This window comes from Rhizobium sp. TBD182 (assembly GCF_001950375.1).
GTDB classification, from domain to species: domain Bacteria; phylum Pseudomonadota; class Alphaproteobacteria; order Rhizobiales; family Rhizobiaceae; genus Agrobacterium; species Agrobacterium tumefaciens.
The window spans coordinates 192513-207937 of sequence record NZ_BDLN01000002.1 but is presented as its reverse complement, the minus strand read 5'-3'; the positions used below and the strand labels follow the sequence as shown (position 1 = coordinate 207937).

16 protein-coding genes are annotated in these 15425 nt (G+C 58.5%); 9 read left to right on the top strand and 7 right to left on the bottom strand.

The features are described 5' to 3' along the window. Positions 1-278 precede the first annotated feature (278 nt). The 6 genes from T18_RS09735 (at position 279) to T18_RS09710 (ending at position 6564) form a co-directional block, all read left to right on the top strand. Positions 279-1511, top strand: a complete 1233-nt coding sequence (locus T18_RS09735) for an ABC transporter substrate-binding protein (RefSeq protein WP_038494114.1) — start codon at positions 279-281, stop codon at positions 1509-1511. Positions 1512-1652: 141 nt separating this feature from the next. After that, a complete protein-coding gene (locus T18_RS09730) occupies positions 1653-2555 on the top strand; it encodes a carbohydrate ABC transporter permease (RefSeq protein WP_003510951.1) in 903 nt (300 codons plus the stop codon). Continuing rightward, positions 2548-3489 (top strand): carbohydrate ABC transporter permease, encoded by a 942-nt coding sequence (locus tag T18_RS09725; RefSeq protein WP_003510950.1) that lies wholly within the window; start codon positions 2548-2550, stop codon positions 3487-3489. The genes T18_RS09730 and T18_RS09725 overlap by 8 nt, the downstream gene beginning before the upstream one ends. 5 nt (positions 3490-3494) lie before the next feature. Then, positions 3495-4583, top strand: coding sequence for an ABC transporter ATP-binding protein (locus tag T18_RS09720; protein WP_003510949.1), 1089 nt, complete (start codon positions 3495-3497; stop codon positions 4581-4583). Between the two features lie 60 nt (positions 4584-4643). Next, on the top strand, positions 4644-5408 hold the full coding sequence (locus T18_RS09715; protein WP_003510948.1) for a sugar phosphate isomerase/epimerase family protein: 765 nt from the start codon (positions 4644-4646) through the stop codon (positions 5406-5408). 22 nt (positions 5409-5430) lie between these two features. Beyond that, a complete protein-coding gene (locus T18_RS09710) occupies positions 5431-6564 on the top strand; it encodes a Gfo/Idh/MocA family protein (RefSeq protein WP_003510945.1) in 1134 nt (377 codons plus the stop codon). Between the two features lie 250 nt (positions 6565-6814). On the opposite strand, the gene T18_RS27140 is transcribed toward T18_RS09710, so the two are convergent. Beyond that, the gene (locus T18_RS27140) at positions 6815-6952 is read right to left on the bottom strand and encodes a hypothetical protein (protein WP_003510942.1); all 138 of its coding nucleotides are present in this window, start codon (positions 6950-6952) and stop codon (positions 6815-6817) included. A 225-nt stretch (positions 6953-7177) separates the two neighbouring features. Here T18_RS27140 and queC point away from each other — a divergent pair, with 225 nt between their 5' ends. Genes queC through queE form a run of 3 tightly spaced genes read left to right on the top strand, consistent with a single transcriptional unit; the run spans position 7178 to position 8996 of the window. Continuing rightward, entirely contained in the window at positions 7178-7888 is a 711-nt protein-coding gene (queC, locus tag T18_RS09705; protein WP_003510940.1) for a 7-cyano-7-deazaguanine synthase QueC, read from the top strand. Continuing rightward, complete coding sequence (gene queD, locus T18_RS09700; protein ID WP_003510937.1) at positions 7888-8244, top strand: 6-carboxytetrahydropterin synthase QueD; 357 nt, start codon at positions 7888-7890, stop codon at positions 8242-8244. Before queC ends, queD begins: the two co-directional genes overlap by 1 nt. Then, complete coding sequence (gene queE, locus T18_RS09695; RefSeq protein WP_003510936.1) at positions 8241-8996, top strand: 7-carboxy-7-deazaguanine synthase QueE; 756 nt, start codon at positions 8241-8243, stop codon at positions 8994-8996. Before queD ends, queE begins: the two co-directional genes overlap by 4 nt. Positions 8997-9098: 102 nt before the next feature. Here the strand turns inward: queE and T18_RS09690 are convergent, their stop codons facing one another. From T18_RS09690 to T18_RS09665, 6 genes are all read right to left on the bottom strand, one after another. Beyond that, entirely contained in the window at positions 9099-10148 is a 1050-nt protein-coding gene (locus T18_RS09690; RefSeq protein ID WP_003510934.1) for a Gfo/Idh/MocA family protein, read from the bottom strand. 6 nt (positions 10149-10154) lie between these two features. Beyond that, the gene (locus tag T18_RS09685; protein WP_003510932.1) at positions 10155-10940 is read right to left on the bottom strand and encodes a ThuA domain-containing protein; all 786 of its coding nucleotides are present in this window, start codon (positions 10938-10940) and stop codon (positions 10155-10157) included. 56 nt (positions 10941-10996) lie between these two features. Next, a complete protein-coding gene (locus T18_RS09680) occupies positions 10997-12025 on the bottom strand; it encodes an ABC transporter ATP-binding protein (RefSeq protein ID WP_038494111.1) in 1029 nt (342 codons plus the stop codon). A gap of 10 nt (positions 12026-12035) precedes the next feature. Continuing rightward, entirely contained in the window at positions 12036-12869 is an 834-nt protein-coding gene (locus T18_RS09675) for a carbohydrate ABC transporter permease (RefSeq protein ID WP_003510927.1), read from the bottom strand. Beyond that, entirely contained in the window at positions 12866-13840 is a 975-nt protein-coding gene (locus T18_RS09670; RefSeq protein ID WP_038494108.1) for a carbohydrate ABC transporter permease, read from the bottom strand. Before T18_RS09670 ends, T18_RS09675 begins: the two co-directional genes overlap by 4 nt. 64 nt (positions 13841-13904) lie before the next feature. Beyond that, positions 13905-15170: an ABC transporter substrate-binding protein gene (locus tag T18_RS09665; protein ID WP_038494104.1), complete on the bottom strand. Its 1266-nt coding sequence runs from the start codon at positions 15168-15170 to the stop codon at positions 13905-13907. Positions 15171-15425 lie beyond the last annotated feature (255 nt).

Below are 15425 nucleotides of genomic sequence, written 5' to 3'. Positions count from 1 at the left end.
CGGGCTTGGCACTCTGTGCGCAGGAACCGACGCCAAAGTCGGAAGACTATGAAGATACTACGTTGCCTGCAGATTACCGGTGCGCAGTCTTTGTCGTGCCATTCGGCATCCTTCCAATTTCCCAATCTTCTTTCTCAACAAAATCTAGCCGTTCGGCACGTTTGTATCTGCTCGAAACAGCGCGGCGAGCTGCGGCGAGATTCATTTTTTAGGCGGTTGCCTAATCAAAAATCTTCGCTTACGTTCCAACTGCAACGTTTCAGTGAGGGAGGAGACTCATGCGAATGCGCTATATTTCTGCGGCCTTTTTGGCCAGTGTTATGATTCCGGCGGGTGTCGCTGGGGCTACCGATCTTGAAGTTACCCATTGGTGGACATCGGGCGGTGAAGCCGCTGCCGTTGCCGAACTTGCCAAGGCTTTTGATGCCACCGGCAACAAGTGGGTGGACGGCGCTATTGCCGGTTCGGGCGGCACCGCCCGTCCGATCATGATCAGCCGTATCACCGGCGGCGACCCGATGGGTGCCACCCAGTTCAACCATGGCAGACAGGCGGAAGAGCTGGTGCAGGCCGGCCTGATGCGCGACCTGACCGACGTTGCCGAAAAGGGCAAGTGGAAAGACGTCATAAAGCCGGCAAGCCTGCTCGACAGCTGCACCATCGACGGCAAGATCTATTGCGCGCCGGTCAACATCCATTCCTGGCAATGGCTGTGGCTTTCCAACGAAGCGTTCAAGAAAGCGGGCGTCGAAGTTCCCAAGAACTGGACTGAATTTGCTGCCGCAGCACCGGCACTGAAAAAAGCCGGTATCCAGCCGCTCGCGCTCGGCGGTCAGGCATGGCAGGCCAACGGTCTGTTTGACACACTGACGCTTTCGATCGGCGGCAAGGATCTTTATCAGAAGGTCTATGGCGACAAGGATGCCGAAGCAGCGGCCGGTCCCGACATGGCCAAGATTTTTGCGGCCGCCGTCGAGGCCCGCGACATGGCCAAGGGCACCAATGTTCAGGACTGGAACCAGGCCACCAACATGGTCATAACAGGCAAGGCTGGCGGCCAGATCATGGGCGACTGGGCGCAGGGCGAGTTCCAGCTTGCCAACCAGAAGGCGGGTACGGACTACACTTGCCTGCCGGGTCTCGGCCTTAACGACTATCTCACCACCGGCGGCGACGCCTTTTATTTCCCGCTGCTGAAGGATGAAGCAAAATCCAAGGCGCAGGACGTTCTGGCCGCAACCATCGTCGATCCCAAAACGCAGGTGGCTTTCAACCTTAAGAAAGGCTCGCTGCCGATCCGTGGCGACGTCGACCTCAATGCGGCCAATGACTGCATGAAGAAGGGTCTGGAAATTCTGGCCAAGGGCAATGCGCTGACCAGCACAGACCAGCTGATTTCTGCTGATACGCAGAAGCAGAAAGAAGACCTGATGGCAGAGTTTTTTGCCAGCGCGATGACTGCAGAAGATGCACAGAAGCGCTTCGCCGGCATCATCGGTTCCGCTGACTAACCGCAACCTCTTGTGCGGCGGGTGGCATCCATCCGCCGCAAGCTCCCTGCGGGATGCGTAAACGCGCAAGCCCGGAGGATTGGGGCAAGGTATTTGAGACCTTGCTTGGCTATCAACGGCAACGTTACAGGAGGGTCATCCATGGCGGGTCTAGCGCGCTCCGGCCGCCCCAACCAGCTTTTCCGCAATCTCAATTCGAAGATTGCTTCCATTCCCATGATATTGACCGCCGTCGTGATTTTTCTCGGCGGAACGGTCTGGACGGTGATTTATTCATTCACCAATTCCAAGCTTCTGCCACGTGCAAGCTTCATCGGTTTCGACCAGTATGAGCGGTTGTGGGCCGCGCCGCGCTGGATCATTTCCATCCAGAATCTGGCGATTTATGGCATTCTGTCGCTGATCTTCAGTCTGGTGATCGGCTTCGTGCTGGCGGCGCTGATGGATCAGAAGATCCGTTTCGAGAACACCTTCCGCACCATCTTCCTTTATCCCTTTGCTCTGTCGTTCATCGTAACCGGCCTTGTCTGGCAATGGCTGTTGAACCCGGAATTCGGCATTCAGTCCGTGGTCCGCTCGATGGGGTGGGAAAGCTTCACCTTCGACCCGCTTTATAATTCCGAGATCGTTATCTACGGCATCCTGATCGCGGCGCTCTGGCAGGGCACGGGGCTCGTCATGTGCCTGATGTTGGCCGGTCTTCGCGGCATAGACGAGGATATCTGGAAGGCGACGCGCGTCGACGGCATTCCGATGTGGAAGACCTATATCCTCATCATCATTCCCATGATGCGGCCGGTCTTCATCACCACGCTTGTCATTATCGCGAGCGGCATCGTCAAGGTGTACGATCTGGTGGTGGCGCAGACCAGTGGCGGACCGGGCATCGCATCCGAAGTGCCGGCGAAATATGTCTATGACTACATGTTCCAGGCGCAGAACCTGGGGCAGGGCTTTGCCGCCTCGACCATGATGCTTCTGACCGTCGCCATTATCGTCATTCCATGGGCGTACCTCGAATTCGGAGGCAAGAAGCGTGGCTAATATCAGCACATTGAACACGGTCGCCGCCGCAACCGATGCGGTTGCCACGGACCTTTCCGGTCCCCGCGGCAAGAAGCCGAAAAAAACGTTTTCCCGCCGCAACATCATTCTCTATGGCACGCTGTTTGTCGCTGCCGCCTATTACCTGCTTCCGCTTTACGTGATGGTCGTCACCTCTCTGAAGGGCATGCCGGAAATACGGCTCGGCAACATTTTCGCGCCACCGGTGGAAATCACCTTCGAACCCTGGGTGAAAGCCTGGGCGAATGCCTGCACCGGGCTGAACTGCGACGGGCTTTCACGCGGCTTCTGGAACTCGGTACGCATCCTCATACCGTCGGTCGTGATCTCGATCATCGTGGCTTCCGTCAGCGGTTACGCCATCGCGAACTGGAAGTTCAAGGGTTCGGAACTGTTCTTCTCGATCCTCATCATCGGCGCCTTCATCCCCTATCAGGTAATGATCTACCCGATCGTCATCGTGCTGCGCGAATTGGGCATTTATGGCACGCTGACCGGCCTCGTGATCGTGCACACGATTTTCGGCATGCCAATCCTGACGCTACTCTTCCGCAACTATTTTGCGTCGCTGCCGGAGGAATTGTTCAAGGCGGCACGTATTGATGGCGCCAATTTCTGGCAGATCTATTTTCGCATCATGCTGCCCATGTCGCTGCCGATCTTCGTCGTGGCGATGATCCTGCAGGTCACCGGCATCTGGAACGACTTCCTGTTCGGTGTCGTGTTCACGCGGCCGGAATATTACCCGATGACGGTGCAGCTCAATAATATCGTCAACTCCGTGCAGGGCGTGAAGGAATACAACGTCAACATGGCTGCAACCCTTCTCACCGGGGCCGTGCCGTTGATCGTTTATTTCGTCTCCGGCAGGCTTTTCGTCCGTGGCATCGCCGCAGGCGCAGTAAAAGGTTGAGTTATATGAACAAAAGCGTTTCCATTCGCGATCTTTCCCTGTCCTTCGGTGCCGTTACTGTCCTGAAAGACCTCAATCTCGATATTTACGACGGCGAGTTCCTCGTGCTGCTCGGCTCTTCCGGCTGCGGCAAGTCGACACTTCTCAATTGCATTGCGGGCCTTCTGGAGCCAACCGACGGGCAAATCTTCATCAAGGACCGCAACGTTACCTGGGAGGAGCCGAAGGATCGTGGCATCGGCATGGTGTTCCAGTCCTATGCGCTTTATCCGCAGATGACGGTGGAGAAGAACCTCTCCTTCGGCCTTCAGGTCGCCAAGGTTCCGAAAGAGGAAATCGACCGGCGCGTCAAAAGGGCGGCGGGCATATTGCAGATCGAACCACTCCTGAAGCGCAAGCCCGCCGAGCTTTCCGGCGGCCAGCGCCAGCGCGTGGCGATCGGCCGGGCGCTGGTGCGCGACGTGGACGTGTTCCTGTTCGATGAACCGCTTTCCAACCTCGATGCCAAGCTGCGCTCGGAACTGCGCGTCGAGATCAAACGGCTGCACCAAGCGCTGAAAAACACCATGATCTACGTGACACACGATCAGATCGAGGCGCTGACACTGGCTGATCGTATCGCCATCATGAAAAGCGGCGTCATCCAGCAGCTTGCCGATCCCGTCACCATCTACAACAAGCCAAGGAACCTCTTCGTCGCGGGCTTCATCGGTTCGCCCTCGATGAATTTCCTGCGTGGCGAATTGATCGAGAAGGACGGCAAGGTGGTCTTCACCACCAACGGCGTCACCTTCTCACTGGATGGTTATCAGCCGGAGGCGCCGCTTGTCGCCGGTCGTGCCGTGGTTCTCGGTGTGCGTCCCGAACATGTGCGCGTCGATGCCGACATCGTCAGCGGCGAGGTGCATGAGGCGATCGTTGACATCGAGGAGCCGATGGGCGCCGACAATCTGATCTGGCTCAAACATGCCGGTCATACCTTGTCCGTGCGCGTTGGCGGCCACAGGCGGTTTGCGCCGGGCACCCGGGTTCGCCTCGGCCTAGACCTCACCATGGCCTCGCTGTTCGACGCACAGAGCGAAGAGCGGCTTTAGGAAGGGCCCCGTTTTACCCCCAACACCATCCCAAGCACCCACATCTCTATGGAGGAGATAATGACAGAACTCGGTTTCCAGCTTTACAGCGCCCGCAATTTCCAGCCGTTTTCCAATATTTTGAAGAAGCTTTCGGCGGCTGGTTACAAACAGGTCGAAGGTTACGGCGCCATGTACGCCTCGCTTGATGACGCCGGGCTGAACAGCCTGCGCTCCGAACTCGATACCAATGGTCTTGCCATGCCGACCGGCCATTTCGGCCTCGATCTTCTCGAGGGTGATCCGAAAAAGGCTCTGAACATCGCCAAGGTTCTTGGCGTGGAAGCGATTTATTGCCCTTACCTGATGCCCGACCAGCGCCCGGCGGACGCGGCTGGTTGGTTCGCCTTCGGCAAGCGCCTGCAGGAAGTGGGTAAACCATTCGTGGATGCCGGGCTAACCTTCGGCTGGCACAACCACGATTTCGAGTTCAAGGTGCTCCCGGATGGCTCCACCCCGCAGGAGCAGATTTTTGCCGGCGGACCGGACCTGAAATGGGAAGCGGATATTGCCTGGATTATCAGAGGCAATGCCGATCCGCTCGCCTGGATCGAAAGCTACGGCAAGCGCATTACCGCCGTGCACGTGAAGGACATCGCACCATCAGGCGAAAATACGGATGAGGACGGCTGGGCGGATGTCGGCCACGGTACGGTGGACTGGAAGGCCCTCGTGGCAGCTCTAAGGGCAAAATCCGCCACGAAACATTTCGTGGTCGAACACGACAATCCCAAGGATATCGATCGGCTGATCACGCGCTCCATCGCATCCTTCAAAACCTATTGAGCATCAATCCGGAGTTTTCATCATGCAAAGGGAACTGGGCGTCGGCATCATCGGGTGCGGCAACATCTCGTCTGCTTACTTTTCGCTGGCACCGCTCTTCAAGGGCATTAAGGTGCTGGCCTGCGCCGACCTTAACCGCAATGCGGCGGAACTGAGGGCAGAAGAATTTGGTGTCACGGCGCAGTCGATCGAGGAACTCCTCGCCAACAAGGACATCGACGTGGTGGTGAACCTCACTATTCCCGCCGCGCATTTTCCCGTGTCGAAAGCGGCACTCGAGGCGGGTAAACACGTCTATTCGGAAAAGCCGCTGGTGCTTTCGCTGGAGGAAGGCGAGGAGTTGCGGCGCATCGCCCGCGAGAAGAACCTTTCCGTTGGCTGCGCGCCTGATACTTTCCTTGGCGGCGCGCATCAGCTTGCCCGGCAATATATCGACGAGGGCAAGGTCGGGCGCATCACCTCCGGCACCTGCCATGTGATGAGCCCCGGCATGGAGATGTGGCACCCCAATCCGGGCTTCTTCTTCCTGAAGGGGGGCGGGCCAATCCTCGATCTTGGCCCCTATTATGTGGCGAACCTCATCAACCTCATCGGCCCGGTCAAGCGCGTTGGCGCACTGACATCAATGGCCAACCCCACCCGAACGGTGACCAGCCAGCCGCTGAACGGCGAGATCATCCCGGTAGAAACGCCAACCAACATCCATGCGCTTCTGGAATTCGTGAACGGAGCAACGATCACACTTTCGGCCAGCTGGGATGTGTGGTCGCATCGCCACGCCAATATGGAACTTTACGGCACGGAAGGATCGATCTACGTGCCGGACCCCAACTTCTTCGGCGGTGTGGTGGAGGCGAGCGGACGCGACAAAAATATCCAGCCGCTGGAAGACTGGGCGCATCCCTTCGGCATTGCCAACCAGGAAAGCCCGAATGGCCCGCGCGCCAACTATCGCACGGCAGGCTTGGCCGATATGGCGATTGCTATCCTTGAAGGCCGCGATGCCCGCTGCTCGCTGGATCGCTCCCTGCACGGTATCGACGTGATGACCTCCATCCTCAAATCCGGGGAAGAAGGCCGCTTCATCGAGATGACCACAACCTGCACGCAGCCGGCAGCACTCGGCATCGAGGAGGCGCAGGCGCTGCTGCGCTGAGCCCGGTTTATCGAAAAAAAGAGCCCGGCGCACTGCCGTTTTGCCGGGCTCCTTCCGCTCCGCCGCATCATGGGCGAGCTTCGTGTCTCAAAAGCCAATGAAAAAACCAAGCCATCGTGCGACGGTCGTGACCATCCAGATCAGGAAAACGAACGGGGCGATCCCTATCGTGGCGACGAGCGTCGCGGAGGCTATGAAAAGTAAGACTGCGAGATTGCGCCTGAGCCCTGGGCGTCTGTTGCCGAGTGCCTTATCCATGACGCACGGTGGCCATCAGCCCACGAATGGTAAGGGTGACATAAAGCGTGCCTGCCAACGCCATCAAAATGCCGGAGCCGATGGAGCTGAGATCGCTTAGCGAAAAGAGGAACATAGAACCGGCCGCCATCGGCAACATCCTTCAAGAACTGCAACGTTCAGTCCGTTCTAGATCAAGCCGGTTTCCCGCTTATGTCGCGATTGTTTCGTCTTGTTGCTGCGGCGGGGCAATTTCGTGGATTGCGCGGAATTTCCGCTATTTCCGCAAAGCCCTTCACAATCGCTTCGCTTTGGTTTAAAGCCGCCCCCGTAATCCGGTCGCAGCCCACCCGGTCAAAACAAGGGATCCCAACGTATGAAAACCATCGTCATCTGCTCCGGCGGATTGGACTCCGTTTCGCTTGCGCACAAAATCGCGGCGGAACATGAACTTCTCGCTCTTGTCTCCTTCGATTACGGCCAGCGCCACAAGAAGGAGCTGGATTTCGCAGCCGACTGCGCAAAGCGTCTCGGCGTGCCACATCATCTCATCGACATCACAACCATCGGCGCGCACCTCACCGGTTCCGCGCTAACGGACGATATCGATGTGCCGGACGGACATTATGCGGAAGAGACCATGCGCTCCACGGTGGTCCCGAACCGCAACGCCATCATGCTGACCATCGCCTTCGGCCTTGCCGCCGCCCAGCAGGCGGATGCGGTGGCGATCGCCGTGCATGGTGGGGACCATTTCATCTATCCCGATTGCCGGCCGGGCTTCATCGACAGCTTTAATGCCATGCAGGCGCATGCGCTGGAAGGCTACGCAGACGTCACCTTGTTTGCGCCCTATGTCACCGTCTCCAAAGCGGCGATTGTGACTGACGCGGTGAAATACGGCACCCCATTTGGCGAAACCTGGTCCTGTTACAAGGGCGGCTCTCGCCATTGTGGCCGTTGCGGCACCTGCGTGGAGCGGCGCGAGGCCTTCCATCTGGCAGGTGTTACCGATCCGACGGACTATGAGGACCCGGATTTCTGGGTGGCGGCCACTCATGCTTATGCGGCACAGGAGGTGCGTTGATGTTTCGCATCACCAAGGAGTTCCATTTCTCTGCCTCTCACCAGCTGAAAAGCCTGCCCGCCGACCATCAGTGCGCCCGCCTGCACGGGCATAATTACATCGTTGAGGTCGAACTATCAGGCGAAGAGCTGAACGAGCACGGTTTCGTGCGTGATTACCACGAACTCGCGCCGCTGAAGCGCTACATCGACGATCATTTCGATCATCGCCACCTGAACGACGTTCTCGGCCATGACCGGGTCACCGCGGAATGTCTGGCGAAGCACTTTTACGATTGGTGCAAGACGAGCCTGCCGGAAACCAGCGCCGTGCGAGTGAGCGAAACCGCCAAGACCTGGGCGGAATACCGGCCATGACGGCGGTTGCACAGAAAGTTGCAGCGAAGGAAACAGCGATCCGCATCAGCGAAATCTTCGGCCCGACCATTCAGGGCGAGGGTTTGCTGATTGGTCTGCCTACCGTTTTCGTTCGCACTGGTGGCTGCGATTACCGCTGCTCCTGGTGCGATACGCTGCATGCCGTCGACAGCGAGTATCGCGACACATGGAAACCGATGTCCGTGGAGGCGATCTGGCAGGAGGTGCGACGGCTTTCCGGCAGTGTGCCGCTGACGGTGTCGCTTTCGGGCGGCAATCCCGCCATCCAGCCCCTTGGGCAACTAATCGCGAAGGGGCAGGGCGAGGGCTATAGGTTCGCGCTGGAAACGCAGGGCAGCATCGCAAAAGACTGGTTTGGCGATCTCGATCATCTGGTGCTGAGCCCGAAGCCACCATCGAGCGGCATGGAAACCGACTGGCGGGCCTTTGAAGACTGTCTTGCCGCCGCCGGCGATGGACCGCAGGTGGCGCTGAAGATCGTGGTGTTTGACGATGCGGACTATGCTTATGCCAAGGCTGCATCAGCCCGTTTCCCGCATTTGCCGATTTACCTCCAGCCCGGCAACCACACCCCGCCGCCGCCGGATGACGACGACGCGCGTGTGGATATCGATGGAATCATGGATCGCATGTTGTGGCTGGTGGACAAGGTCAGCGAAGACCGTTGGTTTTCCGCCCGGGTGCTGCCGCAGCTGCATGTGCTCTTGTGGGGGAATAGGCGAGGCGTTTGAGGTAGTACCTCCGTCATGCAGCGCTAGATTCGGGGTGACGGGAGATAATAGTACACGCTGCAGTATTGGAAGCGGCGGCTTACGCCGCCGCGCCCTTGCAATTCAAGCCGAGACGGCCAGCTCCCGCCGTTCGCGGTCGGCGATGATCGAGAGATCAAGCACCTTCTGCAAATTCGCCGCGTGGCGGAAGTCCGGATCAGCAATGCCACCTTCCATGACGGCCTTGGCGAATTTTTCGTAATTCGTCGGCACCGGGTCGACATCGATTGTCTTCCAGATCGCCTTTTCCACATCGTCGCCGATGCAGGCTCGCAGGCTGGAATAGTCAGGCGTGTGGATCACCTCCAGCGCACCCTTGTCGCCGTGGATGCGCAGGCGCAGTTCGTTGAGATGGCCCGTTGCCCAGCGGCTGGCGTGAATGACGCCCATGGCGCCGTTTTCCAACTCGGCGGTCATGGTGAAGCTGTCATTGGCGTCGAGATCGTAGGCGCCGATCTTGTTGCCTTCATATTTGTCGAAGGTCTTCAGGCGCGTGAAGATGCGCTCCACATCGCTGCCCGCGCCATAGGAGGCGAAGTCGAGAATGTGGATGCCGACATCACCCAGAACACCGTTTGAGCCGTGCTTGGTGGAAAGCCGCCACAGCCACTTGCTCTCCGTCATCCAGTCGCCCCAGGCCTTGGAAACGAGCCAGCTCTGGAGATAGGAGGCTTCCAGATGGCGCACCTTGCCGATCTTGCCAGCCAGCACCATTTCGCGTGCCGCCTGCAAGGGGGCGACATTGCGATAGGTGAGGTTGACCATGGCAACAAGGCCCGCTTTTTCTGCGGCATCGGCCATTTCGGCGGCCTTGGCGTAGTTTTCCGCCAGCGGCTTTTCGCAGAAAACATGTTTGCCCGCCGCCAGAAGCTTAAGGCTGGTTGGGTGGTGGATGGCATCCGGCGTGACGTTTGCCGCCGCGTCGAACTCGCCCCAGGCAATCGCGTCATCCAGCGAGGTAAAGGAGAGTGGAATGTTGTGGCGAAGCGCAAAGCCCCGCACAACCACATCATCCACATCCACCGCAGCCACCAGTTCGACGCCGGGGATTTGCGAGAAATATGTGGCATGGTTGTTGGCCATGCCGCCGGTTCCGAGAATGAGAAGTCTCATGGCTGTTTACCTGTAACCTGCTTCGCCTGCCTTGTGCAGCTTGGGGCCGCGTTCTTCGATAGGCTCCAGCGCCTTGTCGACGGGAACGTTGGGGGCGTCATGAATGCTTTTCAGTGCGCCGACCGGATTATAGGCCCATTTCACCGAATTGCTGATGACCTTCTGTACATTGGCGTCGTGATAGGTCGGATAAGTTTCGTGACCGGGGCGGAAATAGAAGATGTTGCCTGCCCCACGGCGCCAGGTGAGGCCAGAACGGAAGACTTCGCCGCCCTGGAACCAGGAGATGAACACGGTTTCCAGCGGCTCCGGCACGGAGAACTGCTCGCCATACATCTCTTCGTTTTCCAGCTCGAAATGCTCGGGCAGGCCGGCTGCAATCGGGTGACGCGGATTGATCGTCCACAGGCGTTCGCGTTCGCCCGCCTCACGCCATTTAAGCGCGCAGGGCGTACCCATCAGTCGCTTGAAAGGCTTGGAGAAGTGGCCGGAATGGAGGACGATGAGGCCCATGCCTTCCCAGACACGCTTGGCAACGCGCTCGACGATCTCATCCTGAACCGCACCGTGGTCCTTGTGGCCCCACCAGACCAGAACGTCGGTCTTGTCCAGACGCTCCTGCGAAAGACCGTGTTCCGGTTCCTGAAGCGTGGCGGTGGTGGCGCTGATCTCAGGGTTGGTATTCAGCGCATCGGCAATGGTGTTGTGCATACCATCGGGGTAGATCGAACGCACCGTCTCGTTGATGTGTTCGTGGATATTTTCGCCCCATACAACGGTGTTGATGGTCATTTTCTTGCTCCTTGGTGAAAGCCGGACGCTTGGGTGATCCGGCGAAAGTTAACTGTTCAGGCGGCGCCGCGCACGGGATTGCGGGCAAGGGCCTGGCCCTGCGCGTCGAAGCGGTGGATCTGCGCCGCATCCGGCACGAGAACGATTTTTTCTCCCGGCTTGCGGTCGGTCACGCCTTCCTCACGAACGACGATGGGTTCGCCAGCACCAATCTCGACATAGATGTAGCTGTCCGATCCCAGCATTTCCGAATGGATGATTTCGCCGTTCCAGCCGGTCTCACCGGCATCGATCGCAAGGTGTTCGGGGCGGATGCCGATGGTGGCGGCACCTTCGACTTCCGCATATTTGCCGGCAAGGAAGTTCATCTTCGGCGAGCCGATGAAGCCGGCAACGAAGGTGTTGACCGGGCTTTCGTAAAGCTCGAGCGGCGTGCCGATCTGTTCGACGCGGCCATCGCGCAGAACGCAGATGCGGTCGGCGAGCGTCATGGCTTCCACCTGGTCGTGGGTGACGTAGATCATCGTCGTGTCATGCATCTCCCGGTGCAGCTTGGCGATTTCGAGACGGGTTGCGACGCGCAGCGCCGCATCGAGGTTGGAGAGCGGTTCGTCGAACAGGAACACCTTCGGATCACGCACGATGGCACGGCCGATGGCGACACGCTGGCGCTGGCCGCCGGAAAGCTGCTTCGGCAGACGTTCCAGATAGGGCGTGAGCTGCAGCATTTCCGCTGCCGCCTCTACACGCTTGCGGCGCTGCTCCTTGTCGGCGCCAGAGAGTTTCATGCCGAAGGCCATGTTTTCGAATACGGTCATATGCGGATAAAGCGCATAGGACTGGAAGACCATGGCGACGCCACGCTTGGCGGGTGGCAGGCGGTTGACGGCCTCTCCGTCAAAGGAGAGCGTGCCGCCAGTGATTTCCTCGAGCCCGCAGATGAGGCGTAGCAGCGTGGACTTGCCGCAACCGGAAGGGCCGACGAAAACCATGAACTCGCCGGAGCGGATGTCCATGTCGATGCCCTTGATGACATCGAAGGCGCCGAAGGATTTGCGAAGATTGCGCAGTTGAATGGTGGTCATAAGTTTTCTCCTAGCCTTTGACGCCGCCGGCGGTGAGGCCGGAAATGATGCGTCGCTGGAAGATAAGAACGAGGACGACGAGCGGGGCGGTGACGATGACGGAGGCCGCCATGATCGTTCCCCAGGGGATTTCAAACTGCGAACCGCCCGAAAGAAGTGCGATGGCGACCGGCACCGTGCGCTGTTCGTTCGATGAGGTGAATGTGAGCGCGAAGAGGAACTCGTTCCATGCCGCAATGAAGGCGAGGAGCCCTGTGGTGACGAGCGCCGGCCACATCAGCGGCATGAAGACCTGGGTGATGATGACCCATGGCGTTGCGCCATCGACGATTGCCGCTTCCTCGATTTCGATCGGCAGGTCGCGCATGAATGTCGTCAGCACCCAGACAGTGAAGGGCAGGGTGAAGATCATGTAGGAAAAGATCAGCGCGAGCGGCGTGTTGAAGATGCCAGCCCAGCGGATAAGTTCGAACAGGCCGGCGAGAACGGCGATCTGTGGAAACATCGAGACCGAGAGGATGGTGAGCAGAAGCAGCGAGCGGCCCCGGAAACGGACACGGGCCAGGGCATAGGACGCCGTTACCGCAAGGAACAGCGACAGTACGACGACTGAAGATGCAACGAACAGCGAATTGCCGAGATTGCGCAGGAACGTGCCGTTGCCGATGACGAAGTTGTAATTGGTCAACGAGAATTCACGCGGCCAGTAATTCACCTGGAACAGCGCTGAGCCGGATTTCAGGCTGGTCAGTATCGCGTAATAGAACGGGAATACCGAAATCACCATGATGACGGCGACCAGCGCATAAAAGGCGGTGGTTTTCAGGATGCTTGGCAGGGTCATCGCGAAGCTCCATCTGTGTTGACGCGCCCGAGCCACATATAAACGACTGTTATCGAGGCGATGATGAGGAACAGCATGGTGGAAGCGGCTGCGCCATAGGCGAACTTGTCGAAATCGAACAGGTTCTCACGCGCCAGCACCGACATCGTGCGGGTCTGGGCGTTATTCGGCGTCAGAATGTAGATGAGGTCAAAGACGCGCATCGCATCCAGCATACGGAAGATGACGGCAACCATAAGCGCTGGCCGGATCATTGGAAGGGTGACGCGGAAGAACACCTTGACGGGGTGGATACCGTCCACCTTCGCCGCCTCATACATGTCCTTCGGCACCATTTGCAGGCCGGCGAGAATGAGCAACGCCATGAAGGGCGTCGTCTTCCAGATATCGACAATAAGAACGGCGACCATTGCGGTGTCCGGATTGGCGGTCCATGCGATCTTGTGAGAGATCAGCCCGAGATTGAGGAACAGGTCGTTCAAGATACCGAACTGGTCGTTCAGCATCCACGCCCACATCTGCGCCGAAACGATGGTGGGAATGGCCCATGGAACGAGGATGGCGGCGCGCACGAGGCCGCGTCCCTTGAATTCCGCGTTCAGCACCAGCGCAACGATAAGGCCGAGAACGGTTTCGAAGCTGACCGAAAGGATGGTGAATTTCAGCGTGTTCAGAACCGCGCCCCACCAGGCGGGATCAGCCAACAGGCCGCGATAGATGGTGCGGCCGCTGCTGAGCGTGATCCAGGTGAGGTAGTTCTTGAAGCCAACGAATTGTGCGCCGTCGAGATTGGTCAGCGACGCGTCGGTGAGGCTGAACCAGACGGTGCGCACCAGCGGCCAGCCGGCCACCATCGCAAGTACCAGAAACGTGGGGGCTAGGAACAGCCATGCGGATTTCAGGCGTTCCGACTGAAGGTCGGAGCCGGTGCCGGATGCCGCGACCGGTCTTTCAAGGGCGGTATCGTTCATTGGGATATCTCGCAGTTGGGGTGTGGGAAACGCTCAGGCGAGACCGCTTCCCACACGGGCCGGATTACCAGCCGTTGCCTTTGAGATCGGTCAATTCGACTTCAAGGAGCTCAAGGTTTTCCGCCGCCGTGCCGTTGCCGGAGAGCGTGTTGTGCACGGCACCCCAGAATTTGGCCGAAACCTCGTTGTATTTCACCTTCGCCGAGGCAGAGGGGCGTGGAACGGCGGTCTGGAAAATCGGCTTCCATGTCGGCATGAAAGGCTGTGCGTCCGCGACATCCTTGTCGTCGTAAAGCGAGGCGATCGTGGGCATGTTGGAAAGCTGAATCGCACGCATCTTCTGGGTATCCTTCGATGCGAGGAACTTCACAAGTTGGATGGCAGCTTCCTGATCGTCGGAATATTTCGAAACGGCGAGGTTCCAGCCGCCGAGCGTTGAGGCGGGTGCCGCACCCTCTTCACCGGCCGGCAACGGCGTGACGCCGAATTTGCCCTTGATGGCGCTGTCGGCACCGTTTCCAAGCGCATAGGCATAGGGCCAGTTGCGCATGAAGACGGAATTGCCGGTCTGCCAGACGCCGCGTGCTTCCTCTTCCTTGTAGGCAAGCACGCCCTGCGGCGCGATGGTGCCGACCCAGCCCTTGGCGGCTTCAATCGCGGCTGCGGCTTTCTCGTTGTTGATGGAGATGTCGCCGTTGGTCTCAACGACATGGCCGCCACCGGCGGACGCAATCCATTCCAGAGCGTTGCAGGTCAGGCCCTCATAGGCGCTGCCCTGGAAGACAAAGCCCCACAGGTCTTTCTGCCCGGCTGTGCGCTCCTTGTCCTGAATTTCCTTGGCGGTCTCGCCCAGTTCCTTCCAGGTTTTCGGCGGCTGCTTGCCGTATTTTTCCAGAAGGTCCTTGCGGTAGAACAGAGCGGGTGCATCGGTGAACATCGGCATGGCGACAAGCTTGCCGTCCACGGTCTGTGACGCCACGATGGAGGGGAAATGATCGCCAATGACATCCTTCGTCGCTTCGGTCAGATCCACGAATTGGTCGGAGAGCTGCGGCGCCCAGATCACGTCCGTCTGATAGACGTCGACATCCTTGTTGCCCGCGGCAAGCCATAGCCTGTACTGGCTGAACTGCTCACTGGACGATGACGGCATGGTGACAAGATTGACCTTGTGGCCGGTCTCTTTTTCGAAGGCGGCGATCCGCTCCTTGAAAAATGCAATGTTCTTGCCGGTCGAGTTGGCGGCGATGGAAAGTTCGGCCGCCTGCGCGGAAACCGCCGCAGACAGCACGCTGCCACACAGCAACAAAGTCTTCATGGAAATATTCATTGTCAAACTCCTCCGTTGACGCTTCCAATCATCCTCAAAATTGAAAGCGCTTTTGACTGATGTGAAGTTCGCAAAAGCCGACAAATCTGTCAATACTCTTTCTTATGGCGCGGAAATTGGGCATCTTCGGGTGTTGTCACGGAGGGTTTGCCTTTCGAAACGGCGAACTGTAAGGTTTCAGGTGGGAATAAATTGAAAGCGATTTCAATTTTTGTCCGCTTGAAAAATCTGCGGCGGCGACGCATGCAGGAGCAA

Bases quoted from the DNA above. Each gene is read 5' to 3' on its own strand.
- T18_RS27140 (WP_003510942.1), bottom strand. From the start codon at position 6,952: ATGGCGGCCGGTTCTATGTTCCTCTTTTCGCTAAGCGATCTCAGCTCC.
- T18_RS09675 (WP_003510927.1), bottom strand. From the start codon at position 12,869: ATGACCCTGCCAAGCATCCTGAAAACCACCGCCTTTTATGCGCTGGTC.
- T18_RS09735 (WP_038494114.1), top strand. From the start codon at position 279: ATGCGAATGCGCTATATTTCTGCGGCCTTTTTGGCCAGTGTTATGATT.
- T18_RS09720 (WP_003510949.1), top strand. From the start codon at position 3,495: ATGAACAAAAGCGTTTCCATTCGCGATCTTTCCCTGTCCTTCGGTGCC.
- T18_RS09680 (WP_038494111.1), bottom strand. From the start codon at position 12,025: ATGACCACCATTCAACTGCGCAATCTTCGCAAATCCTTCGGCGCCTTC.
- T18_RS09685 (WP_003510932.1), bottom strand. From the start codon at position 10,940: ATGACCATCAACACCGTTGTATGGGGCGAAAATATCCACGAACACATC.
- queE (WP_003510936.1), top strand. From the start codon at position 8,241: ATGACGGCGGTTGCACAGAAAGTTGCAGCGAAGGAAACAGCGATCCGC.
- queD (WP_003510937.1), top strand. From the start codon at position 7,888: ATGTTTCGCATCACCAAGGAGTTCCATTTCTCTGCCTCTCACCAGCTG.
- T18_RS09670 (WP_038494108.1), bottom strand. From the start codon at position 13,840: ATGAACGATACCGCCCTTGAAAGACCGGTCGCGGCATCCGGCACCGGC.
- queC (WP_003510940.1), top strand. From the start codon at position 7,178: ATGAAAACCATCGTCATCTGCTCCGGCGGATTGGACTCCGTTTCGCTT.
- T18_RS09730 (WP_003510951.1), top strand. From the start codon at position 1,653: ATGGCGGGTCTAGCGCGCTCCGGCCGCCCCAACCAGCTTTTCCGCAAT.
- T18_RS09715 (WP_003510948.1), top strand. From the start codon at position 4,644: ATGACAGAACTCGGTTTCCAGCTTTACAGCGCCCGCAATTTCCAGCCG.
- T18_RS09710 (WP_003510945.1), top strand. From the start codon at position 5,431: ATGCAAAGGGAACTGGGCGTCGGCATCATCGGGTGCGGCAACATCTCG.
- T18_RS09665 (WP_038494104.1), bottom strand. From the start codon at position 15,170: ATGAATATTTCCATGAAGACTTTGTTGCTGTGTGGCAGCGTGCTGTCT.
- T18_RS09690 (WP_003510934.1), bottom strand. From the start codon at position 10,148: ATGAGACTTCTCATTCTCGGAACCGGCGGCATGGCCAACAACCATGCC.